This window comes from Pseudomonas cerasi, from assembly GCF_900074915.1.
GTDB lineage: Bacteria > Pseudomonadota > Gammaproteobacteria > Pseudomonadales > Pseudomonadaceae > Aquipseudomonas > Aquipseudomonas cerasi.
In genome coordinates this window covers 2,455,223-2,472,551 of sequence record NZ_LT222319.1, presented here as the reverse complement: position 1 = coordinate 2,472,551, position 17,329 = coordinate 2,455,223, and the positions used below count along the sequence as shown (strand labels likewise).

The 17,329-nt window shown below is 50.3% G+C and carries 16 protein-coding genes and 3 pseudogenes; all 19 read right to left on the bottom strand.

The features are described 5' to 3' along the window. Positions 1-185 precede the first annotated feature (185 nt). Positions 186-1,097: a LysR family transcriptional regulator gene (locus tag PCPL58_RS13695; protein ID WP_083188388.1), complete on the bottom strand. Its 912-nt coding sequence runs from the start codon at positions 1,095-1,097 to the stop codon at positions 186-188. Between the two features lie 448 nt (positions 1,098-1,545). Then, positions 1,546-1,878, bottom strand: coding sequence for a hypothetical protein (locus PCPL58_RS13690; protein WP_065349637.1), 333 nt, complete (start codon positions 1,876-1,878; stop codon positions 1,546-1,548). Between the two features lie 167 nt (positions 1,879-2,045). Further along, positions 2,046-2,276 carry a hypothetical protein gene (locus PCPL58_RS13685; protein ID WP_003364653.1) on the bottom strand — a complete coding sequence of 77 codons (231 nt, stop codon included), beginning with the start codon at positions 2,274-2,276 and terminating at the stop codon, positions 2,046-2,048. Then, positions 2,263-2,829: a DUF4225 domain-containing protein gene (locus tag PCPL58_RS32640; RefSeq protein WP_414860613.1), complete on the bottom strand. Its 567-nt coding sequence runs from the start codon at positions 2,827-2,829 to the stop codon at positions 2,263-2,265. Before PCPL58_RS32640 ends, PCPL58_RS13685 begins: the two co-directional genes overlap by 14 nt. A 306-nt stretch (positions 2,830-3,135) precedes the next feature. Further along, positions 3,136-3,952: pseudogene (locus tag PCPL58_RS13675) on the bottom strand (DUF637 domain-containing protein); the annotation flags it as partial. Between the two features lie 166 nt (positions 3,953-4,118). Further along, positions 4,119-4,451: a hypothetical protein gene (locus PCPL58_RS13670; protein WP_065349634.1), complete on the bottom strand. Its 333-nt coding sequence runs from the start codon at positions 4,449-4,451 to the stop codon at positions 4,119-4,121. Then, positions 4,451-7,600 (bottom strand): DUF637 domain-containing protein, encoded by a 3,150-nt coding sequence (locus PCPL58_RS30880; protein WP_065349633.1) that lies wholly within the window; start codon positions 7,598-7,600, stop codon positions 4,451-4,453. The genes PCPL58_RS13670 and PCPL58_RS30880 overlap by 1 nt, the downstream gene beginning before the upstream one ends. Positions 7,601-7,654: 54 nt before the next feature. Then, positions 7,655-7,942 carry a hypothetical protein gene (locus tag PCPL58_RS13660; protein WP_065349632.1) on the bottom strand — a complete coding sequence of 96 codons (288 nt, stop codon included), beginning with the start codon at positions 7,940-7,942 and terminating at the stop codon, positions 7,655-7,657. A gap of 80 nt (positions 7,943-8,022) precedes the next feature. Next, positions 8,023-8,265, bottom strand: a pseudogene (locus PCPL58_RS32885) (TreTu family toxin). Between the two features lie 387 nt (positions 8,266-8,652). Next, a pseudogene (locus PCPL58_RS32075) lies at positions 8,653-10,791 on the bottom strand (hypothetical protein); the annotation flags it as partial. A 223-nt stretch (positions 10,792-11,014) separates the two neighbouring features. Next, the gene (locus PCPL58_RS13640) at positions 11,015-11,992 is read right to left on the bottom strand and encodes an IS5 family transposase (protein ID WP_065348561.1); all 978 of its coding nucleotides are present in this window, start codon (positions 11,990-11,992) and stop codon (positions 11,015-11,017) included. An 83-nt stretch (positions 11,993-12,075) separates the two neighbouring features. Beyond that, complete coding sequence (locus PCPL58_RS13635) at positions 12,076-12,423, bottom strand: hypothetical protein (RefSeq protein ID WP_065349628.1); 348 nt, start codon at positions 12,421-12,423, stop codon at positions 12,076-12,078. Positions 12,424-12,465: 42 nt separating this feature from the next. Further along, complete coding sequence (locus PCPL58_RS29535; RefSeq protein ID WP_197676936.1) at positions 12,466-12,693, bottom strand: hypothetical protein; 228 nt, start codon at positions 12,691-12,693, stop codon at positions 12,466-12,468. Between the two features lie 129 nt (positions 12,694-12,822). Beyond that, the gene (locus PCPL58_RS13630) at positions 12,823-13,092 is read right to left on the bottom strand and encodes a hypothetical protein (protein WP_065349627.1); all 270 of its coding nucleotides are present in this window, start codon (positions 13,090-13,092) and stop codon (positions 12,823-12,825) included. Next, complete coding sequence (locus tag PCPL58_RS13625; protein WP_232002932.1) at positions 13,073-15,397, bottom strand: hemagglutinin repeat-containing protein; 2,325 nt, start codon at positions 15,395-15,397, stop codon at positions 13,073-13,075. Before PCPL58_RS13625 ends, PCPL58_RS13630 begins: the two co-directional genes overlap by 20 nt. Positions 15,398-15,810: 413 nt before the next feature. After that, positions 15,811-15,996, bottom strand: a complete 186-nt coding sequence (locus tag PCPL58_RS32070) for a pentapeptide repeat-containing protein (protein WP_232002930.1) — start codon at positions 15,994-15,996, stop codon at positions 15,811-15,813. Next, positions 15,953-16,231 carry a pentapeptide repeat-containing protein gene (locus PCPL58_RS32065; RefSeq protein ID WP_232002928.1) on the bottom strand — a complete coding sequence of 93 codons (279 nt, stop codon included), beginning with the start codon at positions 16,229-16,231 and terminating at the stop codon, positions 15,953-15,955. The genes PCPL58_RS32070 and PCPL58_RS32065 overlap by 44 nt, the downstream gene beginning before the upstream one ends. Beyond that, positions 16,228-16,497, bottom strand: coding sequence for a hypothetical protein (locus PCPL58_RS29525; protein ID WP_232002927.1), 270 nt, complete (start codon positions 16,495-16,497; stop codon positions 16,228-16,230). Before PCPL58_RS29525 ends, PCPL58_RS32065 begins: the two co-directional genes overlap by 4 nt. Before the next feature lie 96 nt (positions 16,498-16,593). Next, positions 16,594-17,322 carry a hypothetical protein gene (locus PCPL58_RS13620; protein WP_065349626.1) on the bottom strand — a complete coding sequence of 243 codons (729 nt, stop codon included), beginning with the start codon at positions 17,320-17,322 and terminating at the stop codon, positions 16,594-16,596. Positions 17,323-17,329 lie beyond the last annotated feature (7 nt).

Genomic DNA, 17,329 nt, shown 5'->3' with positions numbered 1-17,329 from the left:
CTAACAAACCTTGCCGAGCCGACACCTTAACGTCTCGGAGTTTCGAGTCATGAACTGCTCCACTCGGTATTGATCCTCGTCAAAACAGCCGAACTTGTAAACTGTCGATATTTGATGAGGGGATGGGAATTTTTTCACCGCAAGACTGTTTACCGTCAACATGACCAGCGCGAACTCAGGCCTGGCTAGCGATAACAGCTTTCCACATAATTCATGGCAGCCTGGATGGAAGCCACCGCGCGCAAGTCTTCATGCACACCGAGCCAGACATCGACTTCCAGCGGAGCCGACAATTCCACCCGGCACAGACGATCATTACCCTCTACGGCAAAACTGGGCAGTAACGCGATACCCACACCGGTTTCCGCAGCACGAATTTGCAACTCCACCGTTTTGGCCTCCAGCACAAAGGGTCGATCACCGACGATATCCCTCAGCCAACCATTCTGATTGTCACTCATCAGTTCATTGTCATAAGCAATAAACTCATAATGCTCCGGAGGGCGTTGCTCCAGATAAAAACGTGCGCAATAAAATGAAAAGGAAGCTGTGCCAATCCGCCGCGCGACAATGCCGCTTTCAACAGGTTTGGAAAACCGTATACACAGGTCAGACTGGCAACTGGATAACGATGAATACTGGTGATCGCCCAACAAGCGCAACACAATTCCGGGATGCATCGCCCGAAACGCCCCCAACTGCGGTACCAGCTTCTCGACCGCCACCGACGGCGGCGCACTGATGGTCACCTCCACACCCTGCACCACCTGAGCCGCAACCGCGAGACGGCCAACAGCCTGAGTCTGCGCCTCGATCTGTCGCCCGATCGCCGCCACACGCCGTCCCTCATCAGTCAGTTCATACAAACGCTTGCGACGGTCGACAAGCTTTACATTCAGAGACCTTTCCAGCGAAGCGATACGACGCGACACAGTGGCGTGCTCCACACCCAGCATCCTTGCAGCGCCACTCAGGGAACTGACCGTGGAAAACATCACGAAGTAACGCAGGTCCTCCCAGTCAAAACAGATCCTGGGTTTTCTGAACAGGTTGTTAACATCAAAGGAAGCCGATCCATCCACTGGAGTCATTGTCATCCAAGCCTTATCCTTATGCGGTTCGTGCGAATAGGTAGTTTTGTTATGTTTTAAACCGAGTATTGGCAGGTGCTTAGAACGATAAGGATAAGGCTGAAGACTTCCTCAGGCCCGGACAGCGAGCGGGTGCCGCTGGGTAGTTTAGTTTATTGGCGGGTGGGTATTGCGGAGTGGGGTTCGGATGATTTGGGACGGGGGTGTCCGGAGTGGGGGTTTGCTAGGGTGACATCTCTTAAACAGAGGTAAGGCAGAATCATTTCAGAATGGATAAGAACGCCAACCAAAACTATTGATCAAAGCCTTACGGAGGGCGATCTAATACATTTTGGTCAAGAAGAGTTATTTCCAAGTCTGCTTGCGCCTGACGAAACACCCTATAAAAATCATGAAAATTCTTGAAATACGGACAAACTAATACGGTTAACAAGAAAAACAGCCACCTCCCATTTCAAAATGACTGCAACCACGCATGGTCAGCCACTCGCTCATCGTCATGATTAAAGTCCTGAAAATGAGCTAGAACATCTTTCTCTTCGGCGTTTAACGCAACCGAATCGAGCTGAGCAAAGCCACTTTTGACAGGCGTGTATTGATTATTACACGCGCCCTCCCTAGGCGCGTTGCAACCTTGCAGCCCCGCACCGGTTTTGCCATCGTTCAAGGCCTTATATTCATCTTGCACCCTTCTACGGCATGCCAGTGGGTCAGAACTTGTGATGCACTCAACCGACTCTTTAGCAAGAGCATCCACTTCTTCGCGTGGGCATTTCAATACAGCCATTGGCAATGCTCACACTTGGCTGGACTTAGTCAACGCTAGCAGCAGCTTTCCTTGCAACCTCTCCGCTAAAAGACGATCAAAATTGTTCAACTGTCTGCGGTTTTCCGTCACCGAGCTATGTCCTACCCTTGTGACGAGGAACGGCAAATATTCCTTTCGGAGATAATTCATTCCGTCACAAAAGCCTTCACAAAAGCCCAGCGCTTAATAGTCCAAAAAGTCGCGAACAGAATAGCCAGAGGCCCACCAACCACATAATACACCCAAGCCGAGTCGGTCTTAAATAAAACCGAGAAAAGAGCGGATATTATAATTGCAAAAAATATACTCACACCTAAAACCATGCTTAGCAAGGCAAAAGACATAAACAAAAAATAGAAATACTTATTTCTTTTCATCAGAAACCTCTTTATAGATGCTATTTCCTTTTCCTGCGAGACTATAGAAATACATACCCATCGCAGTGCCATAAGGAGTAGCCCCTATAGCTGGTAAAAAGAAGTTATTATCCACGCCACTCACCATAACTCTCGACTTAGGCCTATTCAGACCATCAGCCAAGCCCATTTTTAAAGGAACCTTCACTAGCCCAGCACCCAGCGAAAGAGCAAAATCGGCGCTACTGTAGACAACGCCCCCCAGATTACCAGGAAGAAGGGAGAATGCCTCTTTTACAGGATTATACCCTTCACCTCCACCATAAAAGTGGTTGTAAATACCCGTACCGCCTTCTACGACATTACCAGCGCCAAATGCAACCATCGGAGCACCGAAGACGCAACCTACTCCGCTTCCACATAAAGTATACCCTGAGGCCACACTAATCCCACCAGTTACAATAGACCCCGTTTCAGTACCCAAAGGAATAACATCGCGAGTCGCTAGATCTTTAGCGGCATCGATATAGCTATAGTTGAACAGTCCCTTCTCCTGCTGGGCATCAACCCACATAAGCTCATTACCAAGCCCTGCAACGTCAGACTCTTTTATCATACTATCTCGATATTCCGGACTAGCCCGATCATACTGTGCCCAGCACTTAATTACATAACACGATGCTTTGTCCAAATTCTCCTTAGTGAACCCTCCTTTCTTCACCTCGTCACGCTTAGCCATTTCTTCATCTTCATGGGACTGCCGATTATACATCGTGGCATTTTTAGTAATCCAAGCAGCTTTTTCAATTGAGCCCGCGTTGGCATCGTCAGATGAAGCTGCTGCCAAAACGCCAACAATTTGTGAAGCCATAGGAAGCAGAGTTTTATCGTTCTGGACCAAACTCTCCAAAGACACAACCAAGGCTTCATTGGCACCTGCAGCTAACGCACCAGTCCTGAAATCTCCGCCTGTAGCCTTTGACAGCAGTCCTCCCACCATTGCGTGACTTGGGAGGCATACCCTCCGCAAATTTGCCGTAGGTATAGTCACCCACTGCATTGAAACTCGCCGCAGCCAAGGTATTGAACAACGCAGTCTTGAGTGCATCACTGCCGCTGCCGCCCTTGCCAAGAGCATTACTCAGTAACGTAGACGTCCCGTTCTGCAGAACCTGATTACCAGCAAACTGACCCACGCCTTCCCAAGTCGAGAGCTTGGCTCCAACGATCTTGCCGGTGTTCGGATCACTATGAGTACCCGTAAAATCATTAAAATACGCAGCCGTCAGACCCGCCGTCACTCCTGAAATGGCATACCCTTTAAGAGCATCCGCAGACGTTACGTCCTTGACTACCGCCCCGAGGTTTCCGCGGTTATTAATAACGCTGACCGTTGCGTTGGTAGCGGCACCCGCTGCAACAGCGCCCGCGCCTGCAGAGAGGAACGCTGCCGTGTTGGCACCCATAGTACCTGCCGTGACTGCTGCCCCTGTGGATGCACCTACCGCGCCCATTGCCATAGGCTCATTGCCCGCGAGCAGATCGAGCCGGTTGCCGGCTTCTATCAGACCGGCGTTGACCAGATTGTTACCGGCAACCGCTGACAGGTTATTGGCCGCACGCAAGGTGCCAACGTTGTCGAGGTTTTGGCCGGCGATCAGCGAGACATCGTTACCGGCAATCAATGCACCGGTCGGGTCAACTCAACGACCATGTTGTACTCGGTTCCTGCAACCGCCATTTACTCATATTTTCATATCACGCCAGCAGTCCTATATAAGCTCAAAGGCTAAACGACACGCCATTTCACTTGACGCGCTAACTATATCATTCACTCTGCAGAGCCAATCAAGAGTCAAAAAATTACTTTACAAACATATCAATATCACTCAGTGCATCCTCTATCTGCCCTGAAATCGCGCTATCATTTAAATGATCACGAAAGGCCGTAATCACCCTAACTTTATCTAGTTTCTGATGAATTCTAGCGACATGCCCTAGGCAAGTTGCCGACAACCCCCTAATATCAGGATTGCTACTTTCAAGCCCATCCAAAAACTTTCTCTGCGCCCACTCCCAGTCTGGATCATAAAAAGCAATTGACAACAATGCCTCACAAACAGATTTTATTTCCTTTGAATCCAAAGCTTTTTCAACAGTGCTTCTGTCATAAACAGGAGAGTTTTTATAATTCATCACCTATCTCCGCCAATTAAAATCTTACCTTTCCGATCGACCATGCCTGCCTGCTGCAAAGCCCGTTGCATATCTGCGTGCAAGTCCCCCCAAGAACGAACATGTCCGTTATAAGTCGTATCCAATGTTTTATCAAAAACAACAAACTCACCAGAATCATAATCGATCCCAACCCGACGAGGAGAAGTAATTTTGACTTGAATTGAAGTATCCAAAGCATCTTGACCATTGACTGGGGCCCGGCTTTTTACCGCATTGTCAACTTTACCGTGATAGGGCGCTCCCTCATAATCCAATCGCCTAGCAGCACCTGCGTTCATCCCCGCCGTTGATGACTCCTGCTTGCCAGCATCCTGAAGAGTATCAACGGTGCGATCTACAACAGGTTTATTTACAGATGAACCACCATCTCTTTCAAGCCGGGTTGACGCTTTCGCAAGCACCCTGCGGAATGCGACCACCCCACCAGCAGCGGCTGCTAATCCTCCCCCAATGGCCTCCGCCAACTCAACAGTTTCTTCGGGCGTGAGCTTGAGCTTGGCCTGGAGTGTTTCTGCCACGGCCTGCGCGCTAGCACCGGTCGTCGCAACTGCCAAGGTCTCCTGAAATTCCAGGTTCTCATTGATCAGGATCTGCAGCGAGTCCTTGGCGTACTTAGAACCATCACCCAAAGCATCGTAGACACTCGAAAGATCGGCTACCGTGTTAGCAACATCCCTTGAGGACGGTTTACACAGGGAAACGTCGAACCTGCAATTGATGATCGCTTCAATCGTTTGATCCTCGCTCACTTTTTTGTAAGCGGCCACAATCGAATCGCACTCGGCAGGGGCACATTTCCTTAACTTTTCGGCTGCCTCTTTCAACTGGTTATGGGCAAGGTAGTTGTACTGCGTACTGTTAGCCGTCACCGCCGCTGCTACCGATGCGTCCCCGCCCGTTGCGGCAGCAGTGAGAGCACCGATCAACTGCGAGGCAGTCATCAGCTTGCTGACACCTGCTTGATACGCTTGGGAGTTTTTGTCTAAATCACTTGGCAGCATCCTCTCCGCCAGATAATCGACAACCATTTCATTCGCGCCAGCGGCCAAGGCACCCGTTCGGAAATCGCCGCCCATGGTCTCGGACATCAACCCGCCAAGCACGGCATGCATGCCGACTTTGGTGAGTTTGCCCTCATCGAACAGAGTGAAATCACCGATCTTGCCTGCGGCAATGGCGCCACCCGTAGCGATTCCCGTACTGACGATGGAAGAGCCAAGGTTATCCTTGAAACTCCCGCCCATGATCGCGGTCTTGATCACAGATTCGGTGATCACCTTAGTCGCAACGGTCTGAACACTCGCAAGGTCCAAGCCCAGATTTTTCGGATTGATGGTCGGTACGAAACCTGCCATGACGCCCGCCATGGCGTATCCCTTGATGGCGTTGGAAGACGTCACGTCTTTGAACACGGCGCCAAGATCACCCTTGTTGTTGATCGTGCTCGTCACCGCCGTCGTCGCAACGCTGGTTGCTACAGCGCCGCCAATACCAGCGCTTAAACCAAAGCCTGCTGGGCCCATCACCGCCGCCATCAGGATGGCGACAACAATCTGCGCAGCAGGCCCAAGGCCCGAGTTGTCGTACTTGAAGCTTTCGTGGATTTCCTTGACCTGACGCCAGTCGATGTCACCTCGTTTCTCGGCATCCTTGATCCAGGCCAGTTGCGGATCAGCCTTGACCATTGCGTCGATGCTCTGGCTTACGCTTTGCTGATTGACCTGTTTCACATCAATGCGCAGACCGTTAACGGCCTGAATGGCAACTTCGCCTTTGGCCACCAGTTCGCTCTGGCGAAAGGTCTCGTCGGTTGCCCCTTTGCCTTTTGTCGAGAACCACGCTGCACTGCTTTTGTTCTTGGTGTGGCTTTCGTCGTGGAGGTCTTTCACGCCCTCGAAATCGATTGCGCCGCCACTGTTGATCAACAGGTCGTTGCCACTGTTCAGTTTGGCAACCTGATAACGCTGGTCGCCGCCACTTGCCAACGTCAGGTTACCGCCTGTAGTGATTTCACTGCTGATATTGCGCGTGTCGGTCACTTCATCGCGCTTGAAGTTTTTCGCCCCAAAACTCCCCTTCTTCTTTTTGTCATACAGCGAATAATCACTGTCCTGCGCAGCCAAGATGTCGAGGTTTTCACCGGCAACCAGGTACGCCTCTTTACCCGCTGTAATACGGCTGGAGATCACGGCGAGGTTCTGGCCAGCCTGCAAGGCAACGCTGCCTCCCGCGTCAAGATCGGCGGCAACCTGGCTGACGTGGTCTTCCTGGCGGGTCAGTTTTTTGCTTTTCGACAGGGAGTGTTCTTCGTCCGCCGCAGAGCTGATGGTGAGGTTTTCGGTCGCGGCCATGGCGATGTCGCGTTTGGCGTCGATCTGGCTGGCGATGACGGAGATGTCGCGTCCGGCCTGAACGGTCAGGTCGCGCCCTGAACTGGCGGTGGAGCCCAGTTGGGTGATGTCGCTGCTGTTGTGTTTGCTGTCCGAGAACAGGCTGTTGGTGACTTCGGTCGGGGCGATGGTGACGTCGCGTCCGGCCTGGATGCTCATGTCACGACCGCTTTGCAGCACGCTGCCTTTGTTGATGACGTCGCGGCCTGCCGAAATGCTCATGTCGTTGGCGGCTTCGATGCGCGCGGCACTGTCGGCGAACTCGTTGTGGCGCTGACCGAGCACACTGTTGTCCATCGAGGTGATGCTGCGTTCGTTGATCACGTCGCCGTTGATCGCGGTCAGTGAAACATCGCGACCTTTGATGATGCCGCCAGCGGTGTTGATCAGATCATTACCCGCGAGCAGATCGAGCCGGTTGCCGGCTTCTATCAGGCCGGTGATGATCAGGTTGTTGCCTGCGACTGCCGAGAGGTTGTTGGCGGCGTGCAAGGTACCGACGTTGTCGAGGTTCTGGCCTGCGATCAGTGAGACGTCGTTACCCGCAATCAATGCCCCGGTCGGGCCAAGGCGATTGTCGGCCTGTGCCAGATACAGAAATTCGTTGCGCAGATGCTTGATGCCCTGATCGCTCAGGCCACGACTAAAGCGCGCAGCAAAGGAAGGGAGGTTTTGCAGTAAGCAGATAAAACAACACCGGCGCAGGGCCGGTGTCAAATCGAGGCTGGGATCTACAGATAAATAAGCACCCTGAGTTTCCGAAGATACTTATTAACTATTTCGATTTAATATATCCAGAAGCTTTTCAAATCCTTTAGGGACAAGATCTTTTTCCTCTGGAGAAAGCAAAATATTCATGACCTGCTCATCACAAGCACGGTCATATATATCAATACCTATCCAGCCTTCAGACCAAAACTCTACGGTCGCCAGCTTGTTAAAGCCTTCCAGCCCTATCCGCTCAAGGTTACCAAAATCCCCACTGGCGAATGTTGAATACTCTACGGCGTAGCCTTTCAATAGAGACTTAACTTCTTTATTAAACTGAAAAGCATCCATAACCCCTCTCACTTACTATCTAGCACAGTAATATTTTTTACCTCAGGGAGATGTTCCCCACCCTGTTTATTAAGAAAATACTACTGGGGTTTACTTGCGTCCAGACCAATCATTTTATACCAACCTTCCTTACCACCCTGCAACAATCCACTACTTGGAATATCAAACTCGACATAGACGAAACCTTTAGACGCACCCCCCTTAAAATCAGCGGCACCGTTAGTTCAGATAAAGGTTTGCCCGCCGCCTCCCTGAACAATTTTGTTACTACTTTGCATCTGTGCCAGTTCATCAGGAGACATCCATCTCCCGACACTAGTCATGCTTACATCATTAATAGTTTGGGTTTCGCCAAGCTTCAATGCGGTATTAGCAGTTTCTTTTGTACAAACAGAGGAGCCAAAAAAATCACAGAACTCTAACGGCCTTGACCACGACCTCTATTGACCGCATCTAGAAGCAGTTCTAGCTCAAGGCCATAACTATTCGGCTCGAAGCTCCCCTCTATACCGTTCAGCAAAAACTCATTAGAAATCAACTCGCAAAGATCGTCTACCTCACTTAATGATAATGAACCATTAGGTAATTTCTCAGCCAGTGCGAGTTGGTACTGGCCCGCCATAAAGCATAAGGAAAATAAGAGCTGCAATTGGGCGCTTGTTAGGAGGCAGCTCATTTCCCGGTCCCCGAAGCCGATTTCCCCCAACCTGTCACGATTTTACCTTCAGTATTGACCACGATGACTGCATCCGTTCCGTATACCTAAAAGTTGGACCGTACTTTGAAGGGACATATTCAATTTTTAGAGGGCTAGACCAAGCGCCACTGAGTGCAGACTCGCTTACACCAATACCACCATCCCTTCCTGCAAATTGTTCTAATGCATGATTTGAATAGCTAGTGATCTGTGTAGGAGCCCTTGCTCCGGCGGCCTGCTCAGCAACCATTTGCATTTTGAGTCTAGCAGCATTAGCCGCGCTGCTTGCGCCGGAATCAGCAATAGAGGGAACGCCTTTTGCACCATCAATGTCCCGCTCAGCCTTCACCAAAGCAGCAAGATTACCCCCTGCCTTGGGCTTGAGTCCACCCCCCGCCACCTCAAAATAGAGCGAGCCATCAGGACCAACAACCTCGACGTTCCCGGTGCGGGTGTTAACCATGCGACGGTAGCCTTCTGGTAATCCACCCGTTTTATTGAAAGAGGCACCGGCCGAGCTGTCCTCGCGGTAGTACGAAGGAAGTGCTGTCTGATCTGAGGCCTTCGTTGCCCCTGCCACTGCCTGCGGTGCTGCGTCGGGAGTTTTGATTGGCCTGGATGCCTTGTTCCAGTTTGCATCAATGGTCACTTTCACAGGATCAATTGGCCTGCTTGCAGCAACGCTTGATCCCGTTCCCACGCCTTTGATTATTGCGGCGCCTGCGACACCCGTAGACGCAACAGCAGTGCCCAATGCAATATTAATCAGCGTGGTCGCACCGCGTACGTAAACATCTCCTTTCTGAGCATTCGCATCAACGTCATAAAGTTCCTTGAGCTTATTATCACTGCTTACTAGATCGTCTCGATCCTTCCCACTCAAATCGCTTGCCACTGTTTTAGCCATCGCGTCTTTGGCAGCAGCAATCTTGTCACCAAACAGTTTATTCAGAACGATACTGCCGGCCATTACCAGTGCCATTTTTGCAGGACCCATTACCGTTTGAACGCCCAACCCAAGAAGTTCGGCTTGCTCGACAGGCAATTTATCTAGATAACGCTGAAGACGCTCGGCCTGCTCCAGCAATTTCCCTCCTGGAGTATCAGAATTTGCATCTTGCAGCCATACCATCTTATTAACGCCATCCTTATCTTTGTAATGAATAGGATCTGCATCAGCGTTAAAGCCATCACTGCACCCGCCGGCAGCGTTGCAAGCGGCCTGCTGAACATTAAATTCAGAAAAACGGCTGCTAAAACTTTGTATGACTGCAATATCGTCCTGTGACAGCTTGTTAATATCCTCAACGTTCCTGCCGTTTTGCACAAAAGCTTTGGTCAGGTTAAGCGCCAACTCGTCTCCGAACTGCTCCCTTACGGAGTCTGGTACGTCGTTTATAGAAACACTCTGCGCCTGGATATTTTTCCAAACCTGCTCAGCGGAAGACACTGTCCCAGCCAGGAGAGTGCTCGCAGCATTTAACAAGTCCACAGTTTTGCCGGGATAACTCTGTATAGCAGTTTTCCAGGCATTTACAGTCCCAGAAGGATCCGCGACCGCCTCCAACGAACTCTTCGTCACATACAAATCAGTCCGATGTTCATCATCACGCGTGATCTCGTATGCCTTGTCGACATCACGATTCAAGCCCGCTGTTGAGTCCTTACCCGCCGTATCACTGCGCACCACCACATCGCCTGCACCCACGGTGCCCCGGACGATCTGTTCACGATCCTTGTTGTAGTTCCAGCCCTCGACGCTCCAACCGTTTTTCTGGTCATCGCCTTTGCCTACCTGAGTCGAGTCCTGCGTGGTACTGCCGCTGGTACCGTACGAGCCACCAACGTTCAGGTAGTAACCGTGTTCCTTGTCCTTGCCCGCGATGTCGCTGTAACCCAGCGTGTTGGTATCCAGCTTGAGATTGCCGCTGTCGGAGGCGATCAGTGCGCCGTCGAGTTGGGTGTGGTTCTCGGTGCGGATGTCGACCTTGTCTTTGGCCGTGATGCGGGTCTGTTCCTCGATCCAGTTCTTGGAGCCGTTGGTCTGGCCGTACCCGACCGAGCCACTGACGCTGCCGCCAAAGCCAGCCACGACAGTTGCGCTGAGGTCGAATTCCTTGCCTTCGACTTTCCCGGTGTCCGGCAGGATTGAGCTGACCAAATACGCGGTCGGCAATTGAGAAGTCTTTTGCGGATCCTGAAACCTCGCCTATTCCTTTTGCACCACTAGGGAAGGTCTGAAGTAGGCAGACTTTTTAACCCTCCCGTTGCTTCAAAGTTTCAAAAAACGTCGTTTCAATCGAAAATCAGACCTTTGCCTCGCCCAACTCCTCTTTTTTCTTCGGACAAGCGCTTTTTAGCGTCAATTGTCCACATTACAGGCGCACCTCTCCTGTATTCAGCAGTCGTTTTCGCATCATCCACAGATTGGACAGAGCAAATAGCGTGGTCTGCTGCGCAGTGTTTTTCAGCAGGCCTCGGAAGCGTACTTTCGTATAACCAAACTGGCGTTTGATCACTCGAAACGGATGCTCAACCTTGGCGCGCAGTTGAGCTTTCGCGTATTCGATTTTGCGACGCATGCGCCCGATCAGACTTTCCTTTGCATGCTTTTTATAACTGCTGGGCCGCGCTGCAATCGACCATATCATTTGGCGATTTTGATGCTCGGGACGCTTTTCGACACCGGTGTAGCCCGCGTCGCCAGAGACGTAAGTTTCTTCTCCGTGCAGTAACTGGTCGACCTGAGTTACGTCAGCTACATTCGCCGCCGTGCCCACCACGCTATGCACCAAACCGGATTCGGCATCGACACCGATGTGCGCTTTCATCCCGAAGAAATATTGATTTCCTTTCTTCGTCTGGTGCATTTCAGGGTCACGTTTTCCGTCCTCGTTCTTGGTCGAACTCGCCGCATGGATGATCGTTGCATCGACCACGGTGCCCTGGCGCAGCAACAAACCACGGTCGCCCAAATAGCCATTGATGACCTGCAAAATCCCACCGGCCAGCTCATGTTTCTCCAGCAGTCGGCGGAAATTGAGGATCGTGGTTTCGTCCGGAATCCGATCCAGGTGCAGTCCTGCAAACTGTCGCAGAATTGTGGTTTCGTAGAGCGATTCTTCCATGGCCGGATCGCTGTAGCCGAACCAGTTTTGCATCAGATGAACCCGCAACATCGCCATCAACGGATAGGCAGGGCGACCACCTTCGCCCTTTGGATAGTGTGGCTCGATCAGTTTGACCAAGCCATTCCAGGGCACGACCTGATCCATCTCGATCAGGAAGCGTTCACGGCGGGTTTGTTTGCGTTTGCCAGCGTATTCGGCGTCAGCGAAGGACATCTGCTTCATCGGGACTCAACCGTTCAGTGCTTGGGACTGGCGTATTTCACCAGATTTGGAAGTCTTTTTCAGAGTTTCCCTAGAGAAAACCTCTAGCTAGGGTAATTTTCCTTCATCAGATCAATCGCAACCTCGAGCTTTCGGCGGCTATCAATGGAAAGACGACGCTCCTTATATTTATTTAAATCTAACACTTCGATTGATACTTCTTCCAAATCACTACTTAATCGCGAAATTTCTACAATTGCAATACGATCTAAGTCGATCAGCACCCAGTATATATCCTCGGCCTGTTCAGGAATCCAATTCACGATTAGAGCAAAAGACAACCAAGGAAACGCTGCTTTAAGAGCAGCCAACAGCAAAGGATTAGTGCTCCCTGAAAACATCGACACCATAGAGCTCAGCAAATCCGCTCGCACATGGTCACGAGAGCTCATTTGAGCACCCCTGGGAATGCTGGTACTAGATTCCCAAATTTATCAGTCATAACTGTCATTATTGAGGCTGACTCCATCACTGAGTTTATCCGTACCAATAGAACGCCCAACATCAACTTCGCGCACATAGCGCACACCATCAGCACTGTCTACCATTTGTGTGACAGGTGTACTCACAACCGCTTTGCTTTGCAGAAGACCGCGCAACTCAGGCTCCCCGATAGAAAACTGGCTTGCATTTACTTTGCCCGACAAGTGACGTGAAGCCAAGCGCTCCATACCATCATTAGCTAAGTTGACTCGGGACTAGACTCGACCAAGAACACCTTCCAAGGTATTCAAAGGTCCTTTTGCACCAACACCCTCAAGGTAGGAAACTAAGACTCTCCCGACTACTAACTACACTATATAACCCGCCATCCTCATTTGCGCAAGTATTGCCTCATCAAATTGCTGATCAGAAATACCTCTAATTGACCTGACACTCTTCCATTTCCATATTACAGGAAGGATTTTGCTATCCAAACGATCAAACTCTTCCAAAAAAACATTTGCTAAAACATACTTATCCAACTCAGGATCAGCCTCTAACATCAAGTTCAGTACATTGCTCGGCAATTTCCCTTCCAGCAACTGGGCTAACAAATACCTATTTTTTAAAGGTGACATAATTGATGTCTCCAATGGTTTCAATTTTCTCAACCTTTCCGTATCCGTACTTTTGGGCTATTTGGCCTGTCCATGTATTCAAAGCAGCATTTTCTTTTGACATTCCATTGGCAATATTCTCGAGATATCGAGCAGTGTTAACGCTGTCAGTACCCGCCTCCCAAGCCCCACGGATTTGATTGACTTTGATGCCTTCGTTGCCGAGGCGTTGCATTGCGCTGGCGAACATATCAGTGCCTGATGCATCGTAGTAGGGATGATTTTGTGCTGCTCGAATTTCAAATCCCAGCACTCCCGCTTTATCCACATTCACGACCAATCCTGCTACGCCATCAGGATCGCCATACTTGAGCTGGACTCCTCCATCTTTGAACACGTTCATCATAAAGTCATTTGTGACATCAACTTTTGGGATGGGTGGATCAACTCTTCCAAGTTCTTTTGCACCATCCTCTATACCCTGATTCATCACCCCCGGTGCCGGAAGCTCTGTAACAGGCCTGGAATAATCAACAGGCGTCTGATCAGCAATCTGACTACCACCCGTCGAACCCACACCAGCAGGCGTCGCTCCAGCAGCATACCCGCCGCTGGACGGATTCGCACCTTGGGCCTGAACGATAGGGTTCACAAGCCTGGAGTTTTCGCCGTCCAGCAGATGCACCGGGAACGTCGTACTGAACAGGAATTTCCATATTTCTATGGATGCACTGACCTGTTGTTCCGCTGATTGACCTGATTCGGCAACAGAGAGTGCGACGGCATTGGCTGCCGCTCTCAGTCTATCCTGACCTTCCGGCGTCGCTGCTGTGGTAGACAACGCAGCACTCAGGGCCACAATTGCGCCAGCACCCAGCGCCACTGCTGGAACAAAACTCGATGCACCACCATTTGGTTTATTCAGCTTGGCCAACAAAACCATCGCCTGCATCGCTTGATCCGGGTGCTCCTCACCCAGCTCGGCAATACGTGCGACGAGCGATTCCGCATCAGAGCCTAGATCTTTACCGGCAACGGCATTTAGAAACTTTTTTACGCCCGCAGACCTTTTACCCTCATCCAGGCTGTTGAGTTGTCGCATCATTTCGCTAAAACCGACACGGCTTTGTGCTAGATCTGTTCCATTACCTGTAACAGCCCCTAACGGCAGTAACCCGGCGACCACAAGCATGTCGGCCAGTTTGTCTATTGTGTTGCGACTGTTTTCACCATAAAGCGCGGCGTTTTTTTGCCATTGACCAAGTGTCTCTTTCGGGCTGGCAACCGCATCCAACGAACTCTTCGTCACATACAAATCAGTCCGGTGCTCGTCATCACGCGTGATCTCGTATGCCTTGTCGACATCACGATTCAAGCCCGCTGTTGAGTCCTTACCCGCCGTATCACTGCGCACCACCACATCGCCTGCACCCACGGTGCCCCGGACGATCTGTTCACGATCCTTGTTGTAGTTCCAGCCCTCGACGCTCCAACCGTTTTTCTGGTCATCGCCTTTGCCTACCTGAGTCGAGTCCTGCGTGGTACTGCCGCTGTTACCGTACGAGCCACCAACGTTCAGGTAATAACCGTGTTCCTTGTCCTTGCCCGCGATGTCGCTGTAGCCCAGCGTGTTGGTATCCAGCTTGAGGTTGCCGCTGTCGGAAGCGATCAACGCGCCGTCGAGTTGGGTGTGGTTCTCGGTGCGGATGTCGACCTTGTCTTTGGCCGTGATGCGGGTCTGTTCCTCGATCCAGTTTTTGGAGCCGTTGGTCTGGCCGTACCCGACCGAGCCGCTGACGCTGCCGCCAAAGCCGACCACGACAGTTGCGCTGAGGTCGAATTCCTTGCCTTCGACTTTCCCGGTGTCCGGCAGGGATGTGACGTTCAGGTCGCGACCTACACGTCCGACGACATCGTTGCCACGCAACGTGGCACCGGCAATGTTGGTGTCCTGACCGCTGGTGAAACCGAGCTGATTACCGGCGTACAGGTACGCTTCCTGCTGCTGTTTGCCCTCGCGCTCCAGGTCGCCTTTGCCGATGTTGACGCTGGCGTAAACACCGATACCTCCCGGACCAATGGCGATACCGGCTTCACCGCCGGCATTTTTACGGGTGTTTTCAGTGGAGCTGTCGTTCTGTGCTGCCTTGATATTAAGGGTGTTGCCGGCATTCAGACTGATGTTTCGCTCTGCCTGAGCCTGCGTGCCGATCAGGTTTAGGTCATTGCTGGCCTTGAGGTTGACGTCACGACCTGCTTGCAACGTAGTAACGGTCGAGGCCTCCTGACTCTGATCACCTTTAGCGATGCCGCTGCTGCCGCCCACGCCGATTTTGAGCCCGCCACTGCTGCTGCCGTGGATACCACTCCAGCTTTTTTGCTCGCTGGTTTCCTGGCTGTAGCTGCCTTTGGCGGCATCAAGCGTGACATCCCGGCCTTTGATGGATCATCCGTAGAACACGTAGAACACGTAGAACACGTAGAACACGTAGAACACGTAGAACACGTAGAACACGTAGAACACGTAGAATAGGATCTTGCAGGACAATGATGAAAGTCAAAATTGTCGCTTACAGGCTTTGATGTATCGCGATGCGTCCCAACCAAAACCTCGTTTGAACCTGATGCACCTTTTGCACCGACTAATCAAAACCTCTCACGCGACGGAACTATTAATCTGAAACTCTAATCACAACAGCGTTTTTCGGGATAAATCCTTTAGGCCAAATTGTTCCATCATTATATATTGCACCTAAAAAAAACAACGTCATCTATTCTTCTCACATCAAGATTAACATTTCGCAAATTGGAACTTACAAAACTAGAACCATCAACATACGCATTTTCTAGATTAGCCATTGAAAGATCTGCTCCTGAAAAATCAGCATAAGCCGCAGTAGTATCCAGAAGATGTACACACCTCATCTTCGCACCAATAAAAACTTGCATTCATAAGCGCTGCACCATTCAGCACAGCACTATTCAATAGAGAATAATTGAAAGAGGTATTCCTCAAGTTCGAACCCGTGAAATCGGCCTCTGTTAGATCTAAACCGTCAAAAACTGCACGATGCAGCTCTAGCCCTCTCAAATTTGATTTAGCAAAACTAGCCAAGGGCAAATCTAACTTTTCGCCAGTTTCGAAAATAATAGTTATCATCTGTTACCCCAACCCACTTTACCCACCTTCAGTTCAGACACAGGTTTGGTTTGGCCGACCTTGTTAGGAGACAAGGCCCAAGGTGTCACGTCTGGATTTCGACCCAATATTTTTACCGCTATATAGCGATGATTCCCATCAGCAATTACATTGCCATCCATTTTAATTGCCGGAGCAACATCACCATTAAGAAGCCGATCAACATATCTTTGCACCGCAGGTAATGACACGGCACCTTGCGCACTAATAGCAGCATCACCTTGCAATGCTTTTTGAATAACCTGAGGGGTTACCTCTGCCCCCTTTGAAACCAGAGGCGTTCCTGCTGTCCCAGTAGCTTTTGCACCATCTAAACTAAACCGTCAACTCAATCCAAACAAGATCTTCCTGAGAGCGCGTTGTTTTTCTAAGTTTGAATCATCAGAAAAAACCTTGTCAGATGTTACAACTTTAAAAACACCACCACACTCATAAACTTTAAATTCCTGGCTTTCCAACAAAGAAATACTGGAAAATTTATCTATACCAACTCTCTCCCAGAAGAGATCGCCCAGCCACATAGTGCTTCCAATAGCTTCAATATATCCTTGCCTTAGCACGTTACGGCCAGGATTTCCTGATATATCAACTTCCATTTGACCCAAGGGAGGAGGCAAGCCATTAGACTTCATTTGAAGATTTGAAAGAGAGCGACCCATGCATTCATATTCTAGAGGGTCTGTGGCGTTTTGCCAAAAATCATATTCAACATCAGAAACCCATCCCTGAATAAAACCTGCCACACCGAGAATAGGCCCTATTTCGTCTTCCAACACAGTATTATTATGACTCTCTAATTCTTCTAGTACCAAAAAGCAATAATCCAATGCTGGAAGCAATCCGAATCGGAGCTCAAACCCGCCAGACACCAAACCACTAGGCCATGATTTTTTTTTCAATATTTTCTTTTCAAGCGTTTTGATATCAATCTTGACCCCATGCAGAAAAAACCCCAAGGGGAAGGAAAACCTATTTAAAACCTTTTCAACCATAGCCAGCATCTGCAAACCACTGATCGATTCGGCATCAAAAACAAACTTGAATCGTTTCATTTTTCAG